13 protein-coding genes are annotated in these 18,509 nt (G+C 65.2%); 3 read left to right on the forward strand and 10 right to left on the reverse strand.

Annotated elements, in window-relative coordinates; all coding sequences use genetic code 11:
- Position 1: 1 nt before the first annotated feature.
- The 6 genes from BZF59_RS02300 to BZF59_RS02325 form a co-directional block, all read right to left on the reverse strand.
- Entirely contained in the window at positions 2-760 is a 759-nt protein-coding gene (locus tag BZF59_RS02300; protein WP_086606616.1) for a flagellar biosynthesis protein FlhF, read from the reverse strand.
- Positions 757-1,443 (reverse strand): hypothetical protein, encoded by a 687-nt coding sequence (locus BZF59_RS02305; protein WP_086606617.1) that lies wholly within the window; start codon positions 1,441-1,443, stop codon positions 757-759. The genes BZF59_RS02300 and BZF59_RS02305 overlap by 4 nt, the downstream gene beginning before the upstream one ends.
- Before the next feature lie 10 nt (positions 1,444-1,453).
- Positions 1,454-1,969, reverse strand: coding sequence for a phage tail protein (locus BZF59_RS02310; protein WP_086606618.1), 516 nt, complete (start codon positions 1,967-1,969; stop codon positions 1,454-1,456).
- Positions 1,970-1,987: 18 nt separating this feature from the next.
- On the reverse strand, positions 1,988-4,174 hold the full coding sequence (locus BZF59_RS02315) for a phage tail sheath family protein (RefSeq protein WP_158094255.1): 2,187 nt from the start codon (positions 4,172-4,174) through the stop codon (positions 1,988-1,990).
- 306 nt (positions 4,175-4,480) lie between these two features.
- Entirely contained in the window at positions 4,481-5,782 is a 1,302-nt protein-coding gene (locus tag BZF59_RS02320; RefSeq protein WP_086606620.1) for a spinster family MFS transporter, read from the reverse strand.
- Complete coding sequence (locus BZF59_RS02325) at positions 5,754-6,533, reverse strand: SDR family NAD(P)-dependent oxidoreductase (protein ID WP_086606621.1); 780 nt, start codon at positions 6,531-6,533, stop codon at positions 5,754-5,756. Before BZF59_RS02325 ends, BZF59_RS02320 begins: the two co-directional genes overlap by 29 nt.
- Before the next feature lie 289 nt (positions 6,534-6,822).
- On the opposite strand from BZF59_RS02325, the gene BZF59_RS02330 reads away from it, so the two are divergent.
- From BZF59_RS02330 to BZF59_RS02340, 3 genes are all read left to right on the forward strand, one after another.
- Positions 6,823-9,285, forward strand: a complete 2,463-nt coding sequence (locus BZF59_RS02330) for a TonB-dependent receptor (RefSeq protein ID WP_086606622.1) — start codon at positions 6,823-6,825, stop codon at positions 9,283-9,285.
- A gap of 159 nt (positions 9,286-9,444) precedes the next feature.
- Positions 9,445-10,674, forward strand: coding sequence for an aromatic ring-hydroxylating oxygenase subunit alpha (locus tag BZF59_RS02335; RefSeq protein WP_158094256.1), 1,230 nt, complete (start codon positions 9,445-9,447; stop codon positions 10,672-10,674).
- 112 nt (positions 10,675-10,786) lie between these two features.
- Entirely contained in the window at positions 10,787-11,569 is a 783-nt protein-coding gene (locus BZF59_RS02340) for a polysaccharide lyase family 7 protein (RefSeq protein WP_086606624.1), read from the forward strand.
- A gap of 86 nt (positions 11,570-11,655) precedes the next feature.
- On the opposite strand, the gene BZF59_RS02345 is transcribed toward BZF59_RS02340, so the two are convergent.
- The 4 genes from BZF59_RS02345 to BZF59_RS02360 form a co-directional block, all read right to left on the reverse strand.
- Entirely contained in the window at positions 11,656-14,286 is a 2,631-nt protein-coding gene (locus tag BZF59_RS02345) for a TonB-dependent receptor (protein ID WP_158094257.1), read from the reverse strand.
- A 102-nt stretch (positions 14,287-14,388) separates the two neighbouring features.
- Positions 14,389-15,696, reverse strand: a complete 1,308-nt coding sequence (locus BZF59_RS02350) for an MFS transporter (RefSeq protein ID WP_086606626.1) — start codon at positions 15,694-15,696, stop codon at positions 14,389-14,391.
- The gene (locus tag BZF59_RS02355) at positions 15,693-16,490 is read right to left on the reverse strand and encodes a 2-keto-4-pentenoate hydratase (RefSeq protein WP_086606627.1); all 798 of its coding nucleotides are present in this window, start codon (positions 16,488-16,490) and stop codon (positions 15,693-15,695) included. Before BZF59_RS02355 ends, BZF59_RS02350 begins: the two co-directional genes overlap by 4 nt.
- A gap of 114 nt (positions 16,491-16,604) precedes the next feature.
- A complete protein-coding gene (locus BZF59_RS02360; RefSeq protein WP_143738070.1) occupies positions 16,605-18,356 on the reverse strand; it encodes a hypothetical protein in 1,752 nt (583 codons plus the stop codon).
- Between the last annotated feature and the right edge of the window lie 153 nt (positions 18,357-18,509).

Raw genomic sequence — 18,509 nt, forward strand, 5'->3', positions numbered from 1 at the left:
CTCAGCGCCCCCGCCGCCGGTATTCGTCGAGCGACTGGCGCGGCTGCGCGCGCGGGATGATGGTGGCGCGGTAGCTCGCCTGCGATGTCGGCGGCGGCGGTGCGGGCGGTGGCGGCCGCACCTCGATCCGCCCGATGCTGAGGCTGCGCTGGCCGCGCCCGCGCTGAACGGCAGGCTCGTGCGTATCCGGAGCGAGGGGACGGTTCGCGGCATCAGGCTCCGCGCGGGGATCGCCCACCAGCGGCAGCAAGGGCGGAGGAGCGGAATCGTCGGGCAGTCGGCGCGCGGGCGCAGAGGCGTCCTTATCATCGCGGGAGGCGTGCCGCGGCTCGGCTTCGCCCTCCCTTTCGGCGCGCGGCAGCAGCGGCGCGGCAGTCGTCGCGGCCTTCCCGGTTCTCTCTGACGGCTCGGCCCGCGATGCGCGGCGGCGAGGCTGGTCGGAATCTTGCGGCCCAAGATCGGAGCGATCTGCCGCATCAGCCCTGCCTTCGCCCGGAGCGGCGGCGACCGGGGCGCGCGGCATCAGTGGCTCTGGCGGCGGTGCCATCTCGTCGTCACGCCCGGCCCGCCGCCCCTGCCGAGGGCGCGGCGCTGGCCGGCGGGGTTGCTCTTCGTCCGTTTCGTCGGAGACCGCCCGCTCTTCCACCGCAATTTCGGGCAGCGCCCCGGCCTCGGGCTCGAACCGCCCGCGTGGGCGGGCCCGCAGGGCTTCCGCATCGCCGTGGGCCGCGGCGGCCAGCGTGGCGAACAGCCCGCTCATTGCAGCGCCATTTCGCAATAGCGCCGCCGCCGCAGCGGGCTGAGCGCGAAGATCTCCGCCTCGCTCCAGCCATAGGCGCGCGCGAGGCAATCGACGCTCGCCAGTGCCGCCTTGGCCTTGGCGGTTACCAGCGCCCAGAGCAGCGGCACCGGATCAAGCCGCCGCGCGAACTCGGTGGAGCAGGCGTCGCATTGCATGGCGATCTGGATGTTGAGTAGCGGGAAGGCCTCTTCCAGCGCTGCCTCGATCACTTGCGCGGCGGCCGGATCGGACGGCGCAGCGTCGAAGTCGCAGCAGCGCAGGGCGAGCGCGCTCGGATCGCCACTGGTGATGGCCTCGGCCAGATCGCGGCTCGACGGCGGACGCAAATCCGTGCTGTGCTGCCCGATGGTCACCTGCGGAGGCGGACCGTCGCGCGCTTCCAGCAGCGGCGCGAGCGCCACGTCGGCTTCGTGCAGCGTGCCGCAGTCGGGACAGGGGGCGACCACTGGCGCGCTGTCTCCGCCCATCCGCCACAGCGCCTCCAGCAGCAGGCGGTCGCGCACCGGGAGCGGCAGGTCACCGGCGGCATTGATGCTGATCCCCGCCAGCGCCGCCGCCATCTGCACCGCACGGTCGAGCATGCTCAGCCGCTCGCCGTCTTCCCACAGTGCCAGCGCGTCGGTGTCATCGAGAAAGGGCATGATCTGCCCCTCAGACCACCAACGGTTCGGTCGGCTCGGGCACATCGACGTCGCGCACGAAGCCTTCGTGCTGCAGGATCAGCGACTGGATCGCGACCGCGTTGGCGTTGGCGTCCAGTTCCGGCAGGGCGTTGTATTCCGACACCCAGGCACGGAAGATCTTGTAGACGATCGCGATCTGCCCGGCCTCGTTGTGCAGTTCGAGCAGGATGTTGCGCCGGAACCCCGCGAGCGCCAACTGGCTGCCGCGCTCGTTGTTGATCCGCCACACCTGCGAGGCCCAGTCCTCGAACTCGGTGTCGTGCGTGACTCCGCGTTCGAGCGTGATCGGCTCGAACTTGGTGTTGCCGGGCGATTTGCGCATCGTGGTCGGGTCTCCGCCGTCGCGGTGCTCAACCACTTCGGTGGTGCGCTTGAGCGCGCTGACCTTCGATACCCCCGCGATGTAGCGCCCCTCCCACTTCAGGCGGAACCGGAAGTTCTTGTAGGGGTCGAAGCGGTTGGCGTTGACGGTGAAAATGGCCATGTCCTGATCTCCTCCCGCTCAGGCCGCCAGCCGGCCGGCCAGCTGCGTCAGCCGCACGACGACGAATTCGGCCGGCTTCAGCGGCGCGAAACCGACCAGAATGTTGACGACGCCGCTATTGACGTCCTGCTGCGAGGTGGTCTCGCCGTCGCACTTGACCAGATAGGCCTCGCGCGGGCTCGATCCCTGGAACGCGCCCTGCACGAACAGCGACTGCATGAAGGCGCCGATATTGAGCCGGATCTGCGCCCACAGGCTCTCGTCATTGGGCTCGAACACCACCCAAGGCAACGAGTCCTTGAGCGTGCGCTCGATCATCAGCGCGGTGCGGCGCACGGGGACATACTTCCACTCGCTGGCGAGCGCATCGGCCCCTGCCAGCGTGCGCGCGCCCCAGTTGACCGAGCCCGCGAAAGGCTTGACCCGGATCACGTTGAGTCCGCGCTTGTTAAGCTGCGCCTGCTGGCGATCGGTCATCGGCACCGAGGGGCGCACCCCGGCGAGCGAGGCATCGAGCCCGGCGGGCGCTTTCCACACCCCACGCTGCGCATCGGTGCGCGCCATCAGCCCGGCGATGCTGCCGCTGGCCGAAAGCGTGCGCTCGCCGCCCAGCGGGTCGCTCTTGACCACCTTGGGGAAGCACAACGCCGACCCGCGCGCCAGATCAGTGCCCAGAGTCTGCGCGATCGGCCAGGCAGTGATGCCGGTCACAGAATCCGCAGTGATCGGATGGTCGACCAGCAGGAAGGCCAGCTGATCGCGGCAATAGGCCCCCGCCGCCGCATAGACCCCGTTGCCGCCATCGGCCATGTAGGGCGCTTCGGGGATCGCCATCAGCGTGAAATAGTCGGGGTCGAGATGGTTGAAGGTGAACAGGCCGGTGCGGGCGGTCTCGTTGCCGAGGAACGCTGCCGCCGCGCTCGCCGCCCAGGCCGGATCGCCCGGCAAGGTGCCGTCCGCCCCGCCGGCCAGCGCATAGAGCACATCGGGCGCAAGGTTTTCGATATCGACCGCCGCGGTCGAAGAGGCGCGCGGCAGCACCATCGTGCCGCTCACCCGCACCAGTTCCGACTGGCGCGCGATCACGGTGACGACATTGTTCGGGTCGTTCGGGATAACGTTGAGATTGCGGAACAATTCGCCGCGCACCCGCTCTGTGCCGCGATATTCCGCGATCGACATGTCGAACCCGCCGGACACAGTGGGCATGATCCCGATCCGCAGCCCGTTGCCCCAGCTTCCCGGGTTGACCGCGGTGACCGTGATCGAATTGCCGCCGCCCACCGCACGCGGCAGGGTGAAGCTGGCAGACGGGACAGGCTCACCGCCGCCGGAGAACGAGGCCGCCGCCGCAACCGCCGGGGTACGCAGCGGATGCTGTCCCTGCACCACCGCGACCACGCCGGTCGCGGCCACCCGCGCGACGACGAAATCGGTCGAGGTCGGATTGAGTGACAGGTTGTCGAGATCATGCGTCGGATTGGCGAAGGTCAGCCGGAAGGTGCCGGCGGCGGAGCCTGCTGCGACGGCAACCGTCGTCGAGTTGCTCGCTCCGGCCAGCGCCTGAAGCGTGATTGCGGGCAGCGGCACAGAGGTCATCGTCGCGCTGGCAGCCACACCCGCCGCGCCCCCTGCGAGCACCGTTGAGGTCGTGCCGGTCGCGGCCGGGAGATGGGCGATGTTCTCCAGCAGGATCAGTGGCGATCCGCCCGCCGCTTCAGCGGCATTGACGATCAGTCCGGCGAAGCGGTGCGAGAGAGGATCAGTGCTGAGATCGGCATATTCGGTAAAAGTCCCCGAATTGCCGTTGCGCACCAGCAGGTTGAAGTTGCCGTTGTTGGTGTGGTTGATCCGCACCTCGATGCCATTGCCGCCCGTGCCGGTGGCGCGTGCCCGCACGGTCATCGCGGTTTCGGTGGTGTTGAGGACAATCCCCGGCTGCTGAAACGCAATGCGCGCAACCCAGGCCTGCGTCCCACCCTGAAGGAAGAATTCCTGCAAGGCGTAGGCCGCCTCGTAACGCCGGTCGATGCCGCCGAAATGCCGTTCGACATCGCCCCAGCTCGTCACCCGCACGGGCCGATCAATGGGGCCGCGCGGGAAATGCCCGACGATGGCCAGAATGGCCGTGGAAGCCCCGGTGATCGTTCTGATCCCCGAAGGCACTTCCTGAATGTAGACTCCGGGATATCCTTCCAGCAGCATGACAGTCCTCCCCGAACCGCAAGTGCCTCGACAGGCACAGTGCATTAGTTTCGTAAGTTGACTTGAACAACTCACGAAATAAAACAGGAGCAGACGCGCAATCTGTAAAGATCGGCGTGTAATCCCTGAAGGTGCGACTCTGTGCTTATGTGGCGCGGAACATGAACCTGCTTCGCGAAACGGTCAAGACTATATAGCCGAACTTATTCTGGAATGAATTCGGTAACCATTAGAAGTGCTTGCACCAAGATGTCTGGGCGGCTTGCGCATCGGCAGAAAAACCGATGCCGCGCGGACTCGCAGGGATCAGGCCCCGCGCATCCGTGCAAGATAGCCGCTCGGCCCCATCTGCGCGGCGGTCCAGATGAAGATCGCGAGGCTGACGATCCCTGCGGCGAGGCACACCGCAAACATGGCGATGGCCAGCGCACCGCTGCCATATGCGGGGCTAAGCGCATCGCTCGCCGCGCCGATCACGAACAGGCTCAGCGCCTGGCCGATGAGGTTGTTGAAGAACAGCGCGATCGCCACGGCAAAGCCGCGACTGGCCGGTTCGGCCGCCGCCTGAATGCCCGACATGATCCCGGCCTGAGAGGCGACATAGATCGCATAGGCGATCCCGAACCAGCCGAGAAACGCGCTGAAGCTGTCCGAGGTCAGGCTCATGGCGAGCGGGACGACGCAGCCGAGGCTCACCACGCCGGGCAGCCACGCGCGCCAGCGCTCGTCCCGGAGCGTCAGCCATTGGGTGACATAGCCGCCGAGGATAGGCCCCGGGATGCCGCCCAGAAAGAAGGTGAGCCCGAGATAGAGGCCGACGCTGCCGGTCGAGATGCCGAATTCGCGCAGCATCACCGGCGCCATCCAGAAGGCGAGCGCATAGCCGATCATGATCTGCACCGCCCAGCCCAGCGCCAGCCCCATGAACACGCGGTTGGCGGTAAGGGTTCGGATCGTCTCACCCAGCGGGCGCTGCGCCATGTCGGTGCCCGCCGGGGCGTAGCGCCCGCGCTGCGGTTCGCGCAGGGTCAGGTAGATGATCGCGCCCAGCACCAGCCCCGGCAGGCCCATCAACACGAAGGCCCAGCGCCAGTCGAAGATTACCGCCAGCTGCCCGCCGATCAGCAGACCCCCGGCGGTTCCCATGCTCGCCCCGATAGTGAGGAACCCCATCGCCTTGGCCAATTCTCCCCGCGCGAAGTAATCGGCGACGAGGCTTTGCGAGGACGGGCCCGAACAGCCCTCCCCCACGCCCACCCCGGTGCGTGCGAGAAACAGCGTCCAGAAGCCGGTGGCCAGCCCGCAGACGGCGGTCATCAGGCTCCAGAAGGCGATTGCGGCGGCGACGATGTTTTTCCTTACTGACCGGTCGGCCAGCCGCGCCGCCGGAAAGCCCGCGAGCACGTATACTACTGAGAATGCCGCCCCGCCGATCAGACCTAGCTCAGTGTCGGAGAGGCTGAAGGCAGCCTTGATGTCCTCCAGCAGAATCGAGAACACCAGCCGGTCGGCGACGCTGAAGGCGCTCGTCAGCGTGAGCAGGCCGAGCACATACCATCGATATGCGCCGGGCCGCTCGTCAGTGGTGGGGTCTGGCGTCGAGGCCATTGTCCACCGGGATCGTCAGGCCGTTGAGAAAGCGCGCGTCGTCGGACGCAAGGAACAGCACGCAGCCCGCCACGTCCTTGGGCGCCCCGAGCGCATCGGCGGGAAGCGGGCCGTCGGGTATTTCCATCGGCGTCTGGCCCGCGCGGCCCGAAACGCCCATCACCATAGGCGTCTCGATCCCGCCGGGCGCGAGCGCGTTGACGCGGATGCCATAGCCCTTGTCCTGAAAATCGACCGCGAGACTGCGGGTCATGCCCGCGATCGCCGCCTTGGACGCTGTGTATGCGGGGATGTTGCCGTATCCCATCAGCGCGGCGGTCGAGGCCATGTTGATGATCGACGAGCCACCGCCGCCCACTGTCTGGTGGCGGTGCTTCATCAGCGACACCGCATATTTGCACCCAAGGAAGGTGCCGACCACGTGGATATCGAGATGCAGCTTGAAGTGCGCGAGGCTGCACTCCTCGATGCTCTCGAAGATCACGTTGCCTGCGTTGTTGACGAGGATGTCGAGCCCGCCGTGGCGCTCCTGAACGGCGCGCATCACCTCGATCCACTGATCTTCGTCGGTCACGTCGAGCGCCAGCGCATCGCCGCCGATTTCGGCCGCGACCTGATGGGCGAGCTCGACCTCGCGGTCGGTGACGATCACCTTCGCACCCTCGCGCGCGAGCATCTCGCAATCGGCCTTGCCCAGCCCCATTGCCCCGCCCGTCACGAGCGCCACCTTGCCCGCCACCCGTCCCGCCATGATCGCTCTCTCCCGCAAGCGTGTTGTTTGCAGCCAGCCTATCGGGCGGGCAGGCGCAGGCCACTGTCGAAAGCGCGAGGCCGCCAAATGACGCTACGGCACAGCCAATCTCGCGCGCATGTGGCCGATTTGTCGCAGATTGGCGCGGTCACTATCGCTTTTGCGAATGGTGCACTTTCCGCACTCCCATACACCTGCACGCCATACCCAAAGGCGTGAGGAGACACGCTGCGGGATGGGGAAGAACAGGGCACGCGGGGTAGCTGCGGCCTGATGGGGAGAGAGGACCATGAACACACGTCGTGCCCGAATTGCATCCGGCGTCCGTCCGTCCGGCCTGCGCCGCGCCTTGCTGTGCGGCGCCGCGCTGAGTGGCCTCGCCGCGATGCCGCAGGCGGCCTTCGCACAGGACAACGCGGACGAGGCCGAAACGCCCGAGGAAGAGCGCGTGATCGTGGTTCAGGCCCGCCGCCAGAACGAAAGCCTGCAGGAAGTGCCCGTCACCGTCACCGCGATCGGCGGCGAGACGCTCCAGCGCTACAATATCGATCAGGTTGCCGACGTCACCAGCCGCGTGCCGACACTGAACGTGCAGGTCGGCGGTTCGGGCTCCGGCGGGCAGCTCTCCTTGCGCGGGGTCGGCTCGTCGAACATCTCGGCGGCGTTCGATTCGGCGGTGGCCTTCGAATATGACGGCGTCGTCGTCTCGACCATGCGCATGGTGCAGGCCGGGTTCTTCGATGTCGAGCAGGTCGACGTGCTGCGCGGCCCGCAATCGCTGTTCTTCGGCAAGTCGGCGACCGCAGGCGTGCTGTCGCTGCGGTCGGCCAACCCGACCTCCAGCTGGGAAGTCGGGATGCGCGGCTCCTATGAATTCGAGGAAAAGGGCTACCTGCTGAGCGGGTATATCTCCGGCCCCGTCACCGATACGCTCGGCATCCGCCTTGCCGCGCAGTTCAACGATATCGACGAATTCCAGCTGCTTCAGGCGAACACCCCCGCAGTCAACCAGAAGCGCGGGCTGACCGACTTCATCGGGCGCCTGACGCTCGACTGGCAGCCGGCCGACCGGTTCCGGGCCAACTTCAAGCTGCAATACACCAAGAACGAAAACGACGGCGCGATCGGGACGGCCGAGATCGGTTGCGGCGCCAATGGCACTCCCGATCCGGTGGTGCTGCTGGGCGGGTTGCTCTCGATCCCGGCGGGGTATGACTGCAACATCTTCGACCAGCGCTACTACCTCAGCGATGCCGCCTTGCCGCTGGCGCCGGGCGTGCCGACCCCGTCCAAGGCCGCAGGCCGCAACGGGGTGCCTTTCGGCGAGACCGAGATCTGGTTCGGCCGGTTGCAATTCGATCTCGACCTGTCCGATGCGCTCAAGCTGACCTCGGTTACGGGCCTCCTCAACATGGATGCGGTCGATTTCGATTGCTACGCCTATGGCGGCTTCCTGACGGCTCCGGGCAGCACCACCCGCCTGCCCGGCGCGGCAGGCTGTTCGGACCCGATCAACTCGCTTGAGCAATTGACGCAGGAGCTGCGCCTCGCGTCGGATTTCGACGGGCCGCTCAACTTCATGCTCGGCGCCTTCTACGAAGACCGCACGATCATCTTCGATACCGCCCAGCAGGGGGTGAACATCTCGTTCCTCGCCCCGGACCCGGTGACCGGCTTCACCTATGACTGGGACAAGACCCACACCACCAAGACCGAGGCGCTTTCGCTGTTCGGCAGCGTGATGTTCGACATCACCGATCAACTGGAGCTGTCGGGCGGGATCCGCTGGACTGACGAGCAGAAGGTGCAGACCATCGCGGTGCCTTACCTCCACACCTTCCTGCAAGGACCAGGCTTCGTGGCTCCGGGCTTCTTCTCGGGCCCGATCAACTTTGCCGACGACAATTTCTCGCCCGAAGTCACGCTGCGCTACAAGGCGACCGACGACATCAACGTCTTCGCCTCATTCAAGACCGGCTTCAAATCGGGCGGGATCGACAACTCCGCCCTGCCATCCAACAGCCTCAGCCAGGCGGCGCTGTCGGGTGACTTCAGCTCGCTGATCTTCCAGTCGGAAAAGGCCAAGGGCGGTGAAGTGGGCTTCAAGTCGCAATGGGCAAACCGCGACATCACCTTCAACGCCACCGCCTATTACTACGTGTTCGACGATCTGCAGGTGCAGAACTTCAACGCCGTGACGATCCAGTTCGTCACGAGCAACGCGGGCGAACTGACCACCAAGGGCGTCGATATCGAAACCGGCTGGCGCACCCCGATCGACGGGCTGAACCTCACCGCCAACCTGTCCTATCTCGACGCGCAATATACCGACGATTTCGAACAGCCCGGCGGCGACCAGCTCAACGGACGCCGCGCCAGCCAGTCGCCCGAATGGTCCGGTAACATCGCCGCCGACTGGACGGTGCCGCTGTCCGACAATCTCGAGCTGTTCCTGTCGGGGAACGCCGCCTACAACGATGGCTACATCACCGACGAATTCACGCTCAACGACTATGTCCAGCCGAGCTTCTGGCTGCTCGATGCCAACGTCTCGATCGGCCATCCCGACGGCAAGTGGAAGCTGTCGCTGGTGGCGCAGAACCTCACCGACAAGATCTTCGTCATCACCAGCGGCGGGCGTCCGTTCCTGCCCGCGGGGAACGATGCCAACGGGAGACCGCTGGGCGACGATGTGGTGCTGACCCAGAACCGCGGGCGGCAGGTCTTCGCCGAGGTCAGCTTCCGCTTCTGACCGGCGTCAAGCAGGGGGCCCAGCAGGGGGACAGCAGGGGGCGGGCCAGCGATGGTCCGCCCCTTCGCTTTGCACGGGCGCTTTGCCAAAAGTGAGCATTGCCGCTGCAGGGGCGAAGGCGGATGCTGCTCGGCAAGAGGTGCCTTGGGAGGAACGGCAATGTCACGCGAAACGCTGGTCGCCATGACCCGCAATCTGGTCGCGCACGGCGCGGCGGACACGATGGAATATGCCGACGACATCGTGCGCATTCCCGCCAGCGCCTACACCGATCCCGACCTGTTCGAGGAGGAAAAGCGCAAGATCTTCCGCCGCCTGCCGCTGATGGTCGCGCCCTCGTGCGAATTGCCCAACCCCGGCGACTTCAAGGCGATGGACATCTGCGGCGTGCCGCTGCTGCTCTCGCGCCAGAAGGATGGCAGTATGGGCGCCTTCCTCAACATGTGCACCCACCGCGGCAACCCGCTCGCGGCCGGCTGCGGGAATGCCAGCCGCTTTACCTGCGGCTATCACGGCTGGACCTTCAAGGCGGATGGCGATCTGATCGGCGTCGCCTCCCCGCAGGACTTCGGCAAGATCGACAAGAGCCAGCATTGCCTCACCAAGTTTCCGGTCTACGAGAGTGCCGGGCTGATCTGGGTGACGCTCGACCCCCATTCCAGGCTTTCGATCGCTGACTACCTGTGCGGCTATGACGAGTTGCTGAGGGCCTTCGAGTTCGACGGTTGGACGCTGTTCGCGCAGCGCACGCTCGCCGGACCGAACTGGAAGACGGCCTATGACGGCTATCTCGATTTCTACCACCTGCCGGTGCTCCACAAGGACACCTTCGGGGCGGATTTCTACAACCGCGCCAATTACTTCGCCTTCGGCCCGCACCAGCGGCTCTCGACCCCGTCGCAATTCGCGATCAAGGTTTCGGGCGAGGACGATCAGCAGATGGATCTCGCCGCAATGGCCGACGACGATCTGCCGCAGGATGTGCTGGTGCAGGGCGTGTGGACGATCTTCCCGCACATCTCGATCGCCAGCTTCTACGGCGGCGGGCAGCGCGGGGCGATGATCAGCCAGCTCTTCCCGGGCGACAAGGTAGGCGAGAGCTATACCACCCAGTTCTACGTCATGGAAAACCAGCCCGAGACCCCGGAGCAGGTTCAGGCCGCGCACGACCAGTTCAACTTCCTCGAAATCGTGGTGCGCGACGAGGACTACGCCACCGGCAAGCGCCAGCAGCAGGCGCTCGCGTCGGGCCTGATGAAGGAGGTGCAGTTCGGCCGCAATGAGAAGGGTGGACAGGTCTTCCATAAGTGGGTGGAGCGCCTCACCAAGGCGAGCGACGACGATCTGGTCGTGATCTTCGCCGCCGAGCAGCGGCAGGCCGCGGAGTAGCGATCCACACCACCGCAGCTGGCCGGTTCCGATCAAACACGGCGCCGGAGCAATATTGACACCGGTATCATTAATTGCGAGCATCCGTGCCGGTTTCATTCGGGAGAGAGCCATGCTTGCAATGAGAGGCACCCTGCGCGCTGTGGCGCTGGGCGCGGGTATGATGTTGGCCTCGGCCGCGCAGGCGGGCCCGCTGGCCTGCAACGTCGCCACCGATGATCCCGCGCTGGCACCCGGCTCTCAACCCAAGTTTGCCAATGTCCTCAAGGGCAGCCGCTATCTTCAGATCGACACCGACGGCGAATCCTCGGGCGTTCCCGCCTGCATCGACAAGGACGCGATGCTGGACGGTCACTATGTTCCGGACAACTGGCACCTCGTCGATCGCAACATGCATTTCAGCTTCACCGGCGGACAATCATCCTACCGCGTCGAGCTTCGGGGGGAGAGCTTTGCCGGCGATCAGCCCCGCCAGTTCCTGTCCAAGGTCAAGCTCGTCCGAAGCGCAAAGATGGCGAGCAGCTACACCATCGCGCAGGTCTTCAGCGAGACCGAGCGCAAACCGATTCTGCGCGTCGCGGTGATCGCGTCGCGCAAGCACGAGGGCAAGACCTACGCCAACTACGTCTGGGCGATCTACCGCTTCGGGGTGGGCGATGGCCAATCGCGCTTCGTGCCGCTGGGGCCCGCTTCCAAGACCTTCGAAGCGCTCGATATCACCTATAACGAGGCCAATCAGGTTCGCGTGTCCTATGGGACGGCCAGCGCCACCTTCGATCAGGATTTCGGATTCTGGAGCGATGCGGGCAAACAGGTCTACTTCAAAGCCGGATGCTATCTGCAAGCCAGCGGCGATTGCAGCGTGACCTTTTCGAGCCTCAAATTCGGCGGGTAAGCCGCCTGCAAACTTCTCTCATACAATCAGCCGGGAGGCGCGGGGCGACGGGTTTTTGTCCGCCGCCCCGCTGATCCCTTCAGCGGTCAGAACTTCGCCCGCACGCCGATCGACAGGCGACGCTCCGACAGGGCATAGCTGTTGAGGGCGATGGGATTGAAGTTGCTGATCTCGACCGTCGCCGATTCGCGCGGCAGCAGGTTCTGGCCGAGGAGTTGCAGGGTCACCCCCTTCATCAGGTCGAAGCCGATCTGCGCATCGAGCTGCGAATTGGCGGCGATCACGTCGGGCCGTCCCTGCGTGAATTCGAACACCGCATCATCGCGCCAGTTATAGGCGACACGGGCCGACAGCGGGCCCTTCTCATACAGCGCGACGAGGTTGTAGCTGTGCCGCGATGTCGCCACCAGCGGGAAGCCCGAGCTGTCCTCGCTATCGGCAAAGGTGTAGTTTGCGATCACACCCAGCCCATCGAGCGGCGAGGGCAGGAAATCGAGGAATTGGGTCACCCCGACTTCGAAGCCCTTCACCTTGGCACTGGCGATGTTGAACGGGCGCGAAGTCTGCACCGTCAGCGGCGCCCCTTCGAAGGTAATATCTTCCTGGATCGTGCCGACCGAAATCGCATCCTTCACATCCTTGTAGAACACCGCTGCCGCGATCAGGTTCGATCCGCCGGTGTAATATTCGAACGAGATGTCGAAGTTGGTCGAGATCGGCGGAGTCAGATCGGCATTGCCCCCGCCCGAGGTGAGGTTGGTGGGGTTGATGAAGGTGCTGGGCGCCAGATCGGCAAGCCCGGCGCGCTGCATCGTCTGCGAACCCGCGATGCGGACCAGAAAGTCATCAGTGACATTGACGACAAGGTTGGCGCTGGGCAGCACGTTGGTGAAGCTGTTGGTATCGCGCGTCGGCACCAGCAGATTGCCCGGCAGCAGCGTCAGGGTGTTGGCCTCGAAATCGGTGAGGCTCACCCGCACCCCGGCATTGAACTTGGCGGGCCTGCCAAACAGATCGAATTCGGCATTGCCCATGACATAACCGGTATAGGTCTGCTCCCTGAGATCGAAATCGCGCGGTGCATTGCGCGCGAAGCCCATCGGGCCATCGCCCGGCTCGCTCGTCAGCACGCGGTCCAGCAGGAAATCGCGATCGGGGAAGAAGGTCGCGAATTCGCGCGGGAAATCGCCCGGAATGCTGCCGAGGAAATTGGGATCGCCCGGCACCAGAAACGGCGTCAGTTCGGCACGGGTGGCAAGACCGCGGCTGCGGAACGAAGTCTGGTCGGCCCGCAGATCGACATAGCGCACCCCGGTGGTGATCTTGAAGCCATCGGTGACATCGAACCCGAAATCGACCCGCGCGGCATATTCTTCGAGATTGCCGGGCAGCTGGTTGGCGCGCAGCGTCAGGTTGCCCGAGGTCGGATAGTTGTAGACGCCGGGATCGTTCAGGTTGAACGGCGTGCCCGCCGGACGCGCAAGGCTGAGGCTCGGCACCGTGCCACCGCGGAAATCGAAGGTGCCGATGACGTTGCTCGGCGTATCGAGCACCACGACCTCGATTTCCTGCCGCAGCGTGCCGCGCGAATAATAGGCATCGACATCGATGGTGATGCCGGCATCGCTTTCATAAGCCGCATTGAAGCCCACGAGCAGGTTGTCGGTCGGATCGCTGCGGTGCTGGTTCTGCACGCGGACCCGCCCGGTGGCCTCGGCCGCGACGATGTACTGGAACCCGTCGAATTCCTGATACACGGGATTGCGGAAGTTGAGGTTCTGGTTGGTCGGCAGAACGAAGGTCACCGCCTGGTTGAAACGCTCGTTGGCCACGCGCGAATAGAGCGCATCGGCGGTCAGCGTCAGATTGTCGGTCGGCTTCCATTGGAACGCCCCGCTCAAGCCCCAGCGGGTGCGGTCGATCAGCACGTTTTCATATTGCAGCTGCAGCGGCGCGAGGCGGTTGGTCGCGGTCGCATCGCCGTTGTTGCGCTGGAGGAAGTTGTTGCGTTCGAACAATTGCAGCCGCGAGGTCCGCTTCTGATATTCGCCCGACAGCAGGATGCCGAACTGATCGTCGGCGCCGAAGGTGGTGGTGAAGAGGCCCTGGAAGGCCGGTTCGAACTCCTCCGATTCGTCGGAATAGGTGCCGCGCGCGCTCAGCGAGATCGTCGGCTTGCGGAAATCGAACGGCTTGGGGGTCTTGAGGTTCACCGTCCCGCCAAGGCCGCCCTCCACCTGGCTGGCGATCGAGGACTTGGCGACCTCGAGCCGGCCGAACAGCGAGGATGGCACGGCATCGAGACCCGAAGAGCGCCCGAGGTTGTCGTTCTCCGGCGGCGAGACCCGGCCCGACCAGCCCAGCAGCGTGCGTCCGTCGACTTCGACGCGCACCTGTTGCAGGCCGCGGATATTGACCGCCTGACCTTCGCCGAACACGCGGGTGATCTGCACCCCGGTGACCCGCTGGAGCGCTTCGGCGACGTTGTCGTCGGGCAGTTTGCCGACATCTTCGGCGGTGATCACATCGAGCACCTGATCGGCATCGCGCTTGACCTGCGCGGCCTTGCGCAGCGAATCGCGAATGCCCGAGACGATGATGTCGTTGCTGTTGGTCTCGTCCCCTTCGGCGTCGACCTCAGCCGGATCGCTCGTTTGCTGGGACTGAGCCTGAGCCGGAGCCGCGAGCATGACCGCGAGGCAAGCGACCGAGCTCATCAGTCTGATTGAGTTGCGCATTTCACTCTCCCTGTTTTGATACCGGTGTCATCACCGTGTTATGCTAATGATCAAGGTGCGTAGTTGATGGTCTTCGAAGCGTTACATTGTGGCGCGAGCAAGCTTTGGTGACAGAATGTGGATTGCCAGAACGGCGATGAAATAAACCGTGGTGCAGATCGCGAAGATGATCGAGTAATCGCCGCCGGTGGCATCCAGCACCAGCCCGGTCGACTTGGCCATGATCATCCCGCCGATCCCGCCCATGAACCCTCCAAGCCCGATGACGGAGCCGACTGCGCGCTTGGGGAACATGTCGGGCGGCAGCGACAAAAGGTTGGTCGAAAAGGCCTGATGCCCGGCCAGCGCCAGCCCGATCAGCAACACCGCCAGCCACATGTTCTCCAGGCCCGAGACGAACAGCAGCGGGATCACGCAGGCACCGGCGCACATCATGGTGAACTTGCGCGCGAAATTGACCGACCGGCCCCGCTGTATCAACCGCGAGGACAGCCATCCCCCGGCGATGCTGCCGACATCCGACAAAAGATACATCGCGATCATCGGCAGCAGCACCACCTTGAGATCGACATTGTAGGTCGAGCTGAAATAGCTCGGCAGCCAGAACAGCATCAGGAACCAGACCGGATCGGTGAGGAACTTGCCCAGCGCAAAGGCCCAGGCCTCGCGCTTGCCGATCAGGGCGCCCCAGCCGATCTGCTCGATCGATTCGGGCGGATCGTGTTCGATCCATGCAAGCTCAGCCTCGCTCACCTTGCCGCTCTGGCGCGGGGCGGAATAGACCCACCACCAGATCGTCGCGAGAATTACGCCGAACAGCCCGGTGTAGATGAAGGTTTCGCGCCAGCCCCAGCCCAGCACTTCCATGCACAGCCACAAGGTCGGCGCGGTCAGGATCACGCCGATGGTGGTCGCCGAATTGACCCAGCCGATCGCGTAGGCCCGCTCCTTTTGCGGGAACCATTCGCTGCTCGCCCTGACCACCGAGGGGAAGTGGCCCGCCTCGCCCACGCCCAGCACCACGCGCGCCGACATGAAGGCGATGATCGAACTGGCAAATCCGTGCGCGGCATGGCCGACCGTCCAGATGGCGATGGCGATGGCATAGCCGATGCGCGGGCCGACCTTGTCGATCAGCCAGCCCATGAACAGGAACCCGAAGGCATAGGCGAACTGGAAGGCGGTGACGATGTTGCCGTAATCGTCCTCGGTCCAGCCCAGCTCACGCGACAGCTCGGGCTTGAGCAGGCCGAGCATGGTGCGGTCGATGTAATTGACCGTGGTGGCCAGAAACAGCAGCGCCACGATGAGCCAGCGATACCGCCCCGCAGCCGCCTGCACGCCGCGCAGCCCGGCTGTCGCGGAAGCACCAAGTTCGGCGGCGGTCATTGCGCACCCTCGGGCAGGAGAGCGGGGGTGGTGGTGCATTCGATGGCGATGTCATCGCCGAAAGTCGCGCGCACGTGCTGGCCCTGCCGCACTGGATGGACGCCGGTGATCGCCCCGCTCGAAATCCACTGCCCCGCCTCGAGCGGCATTCCGCGCTCTGCCATCAGCCGCGCGAGGAAAGCGAGCGAGCCGAACGGCCCGTCAAGCATGTCGGCGACAAGCCCCTCGCCGATCGTGACCCCGTCGATCGCGAGCGCCACGGGGCGATCCAGCCCGCCCGGCGCCTTGGCATCGGGGATAAGCGGCCCGACAACCAGTCCGAAATTGTTGCCGAAGTCCGAAACGGTCACCGCCGGCCCGTTCTGGTTGATCCCGACGAAGGGCGAGGACGCGATCTCGATCCCGAAACGGACCTGATCGACGAAGTCGCGCGCGCCCTCGACCGAGATGTCGGGCGGCGGCGCGGCTGACAGGCGCAGGAGAATTTCGGCCTCAACCGCGGCGAAGCCGGTCAACACCTGCATCGCGACCGGCTCGGCGCTGTCCGGAAAGGAGATCGCATCGCTGAAAATCGGCCCGGCGAGGCGCTCCGCCCCGAACACGCCCGCTTCAGGCCAGCGGATCCGGCCGAGCTTCCAGCCACCCACGGCGCGGCCCGCATAGGCGATCGCTTCGGCCTGAATCTGGTAGGCTTCGGCCAGCGATTGCGGCAACGGCCCGGGATAGGCGCGCAGCACGGCATCGCGCAGCCGCGCATCGACAAATGTCCGCGCAATGCCCCCGTGATGGCTCATTGGACCCCTCAACTCCCTCTCCGACACGCAGCATGAAGAAAAATGCCACCGGTGTCAATTGCTCTGGCCTTGCCCCTCTTTTGGGGTTCGGCCCGTGTGTTTTCCTGCGGCGGATCAGCGCTTGGGCGCGCGCCGCCGGCTCAACTGGTATTCGTAAAGCGAGGGGGCAGAGGCCACCGCCGCGTTCAGCATTTCGACATAGGGTGTCGGCCGGTAATCGAGCTTCACCGGGCGATTGCCATGCAGCCCGACGATCCGCGCGCCCGGCCCTTCGAGCCCGCTGGTGATCGCAACCTCGGCCCCCTCCGGCACGCTGCCGGGAAACACCAGCCTGATGTTCCAGTGGGTGTTGAACAGCCCGTGGCCTGGCTTCCAATAGGGCGCGCCCCCGGCCTCCCACAGCCGGTAGGTCCAGCCATCGGCGGTGCTGCGCGGCGCGACATGCATGGTCAGCTGGTCGAACAGGTTCTGGTGGTTCGATCCCGAATGCTGATCGATGATCGCATCGCGCCGCACATCGGCGCGCAGGAACACCGACCGGGTCGACCGGGTGTTGACGCTGACCGGGTGAACCGCAGGATTTTCCACCACCAGATCGCGCACCAGCACATTGTGCACCGCGCCGACATGGACGGCGTAATGCGCCTTGTGTTCGCCCGTGGTGCGCACCGCGTCGATGGTGAGCGAGCCGGCATTGTCGGTCAGGATGCCGCTGTCGGCGTCGCGGATCTCGACATCGCGCACCCAGCCATCGAACAGACCGGTCAGGTAGATGCCGTTAAAACCCGCCTCGAGATGATGGCCGTACCAGGGGTTGTCGGGAAAGGTCAGCTTCATCGCCTCGATCCCGACCTCTTCGAGGTGCTCCCACGCAGCCAGCACAGCGGGTTGCCCGGCGGAAATGCCATGCAGCAGCGGATCGCCGATGGTGACGGTGTTGCCCTTGATCGCGGTGATCCGCGTCGGCTGCGCCACCACCGGGCGGTTGATGAAGGTCCAGTGGTGAGAGCCGATGGTGAGCGGCGCGGCGGCTCCGGCGGCACTGTCGTTCCACGGCGACAGGTCGCCATACATCGACCGCAGGATCGCGCTGTCGGCCCCATCGACCGAATACCACTGCACCTGCACCACCTGCCCGACCGAGAGGCGCGAGGCATCCTTCACCCGGATCGTCTGGCCGAATTGCTGGCCCGACATCGGATCCGCCAGCACCGGCGTGCGGCGGTCGCGCGCGGGATCGTAGGATACGGGGCGATCCCCCTTCGGCCCCACCAGCAGGAACCCGCCCGACCAGCTATATTCGCTGAACAGGAAATTGATGTTCTGATCGGGAATGACCTCGTACTTGTTCTCGTACTTCAGATAGCCGCGCAGCTCTTCCTGCCGTGCCGGATCGTCGACGATCTTGAGCGGGCGGGGGAAGTAGAGCTCGGTGCCGTCCGCGCCAGAGCCTGCGCCGCGCAGCACGAAATTGCTGCGCTCCAGCGGGATCACTTCGCCGATCTGGATTCGCCCTTTGGGCAGTTGCAGCGTGACCTTGCCGTCGATCTGGTCCGCCGCGGCGATGGCGCGCAGCAGGGCCTTGGCATCGTCTTTCCCGTCATCGGGGATCACGCCATGCGCGGTGGCATCGATCACCGTGTCCTGTGTGTCCGGCAGCGGGGCCAGCCCGAAGCGATAGCCCGCATAGCTGAAATCGGGGCCGCCGCCTTTGGCCGCAAGCATCTGCGGCAGGCGCGCCTGCGACGCGGGGGCCGCATTGGCGAGGCTGACGGCAAGCGCACCGCCGGCTGAAACGGCAACCAGCGCAAGGCGCACCAATTCTCTGCGATACCGCAAGACCATGACGGGTTGACCTCTCTCCATGCTGCCTGCCTTCTTGTGGTGCAGGTTGCTGTCGAAGGGCCATTGTTTATGCGAAAGACACCGGTGTCAACAGGCGAATGGTGCGAAGGCGGGAAATCCAGCGATCGCCCCTCAGGCGCTCACAACAAGAAGCGGGAGCCCCGCCTGCGCGGG

Source organism: Erythrobacter donghaensis (assembly GCF_002155425.1).
Taxonomy (GTDB): domain Bacteria; phylum Pseudomonadota; class Alphaproteobacteria; order Sphingomonadales; family Sphingomonadaceae; genus Erythrobacter; species Erythrobacter donghaensis.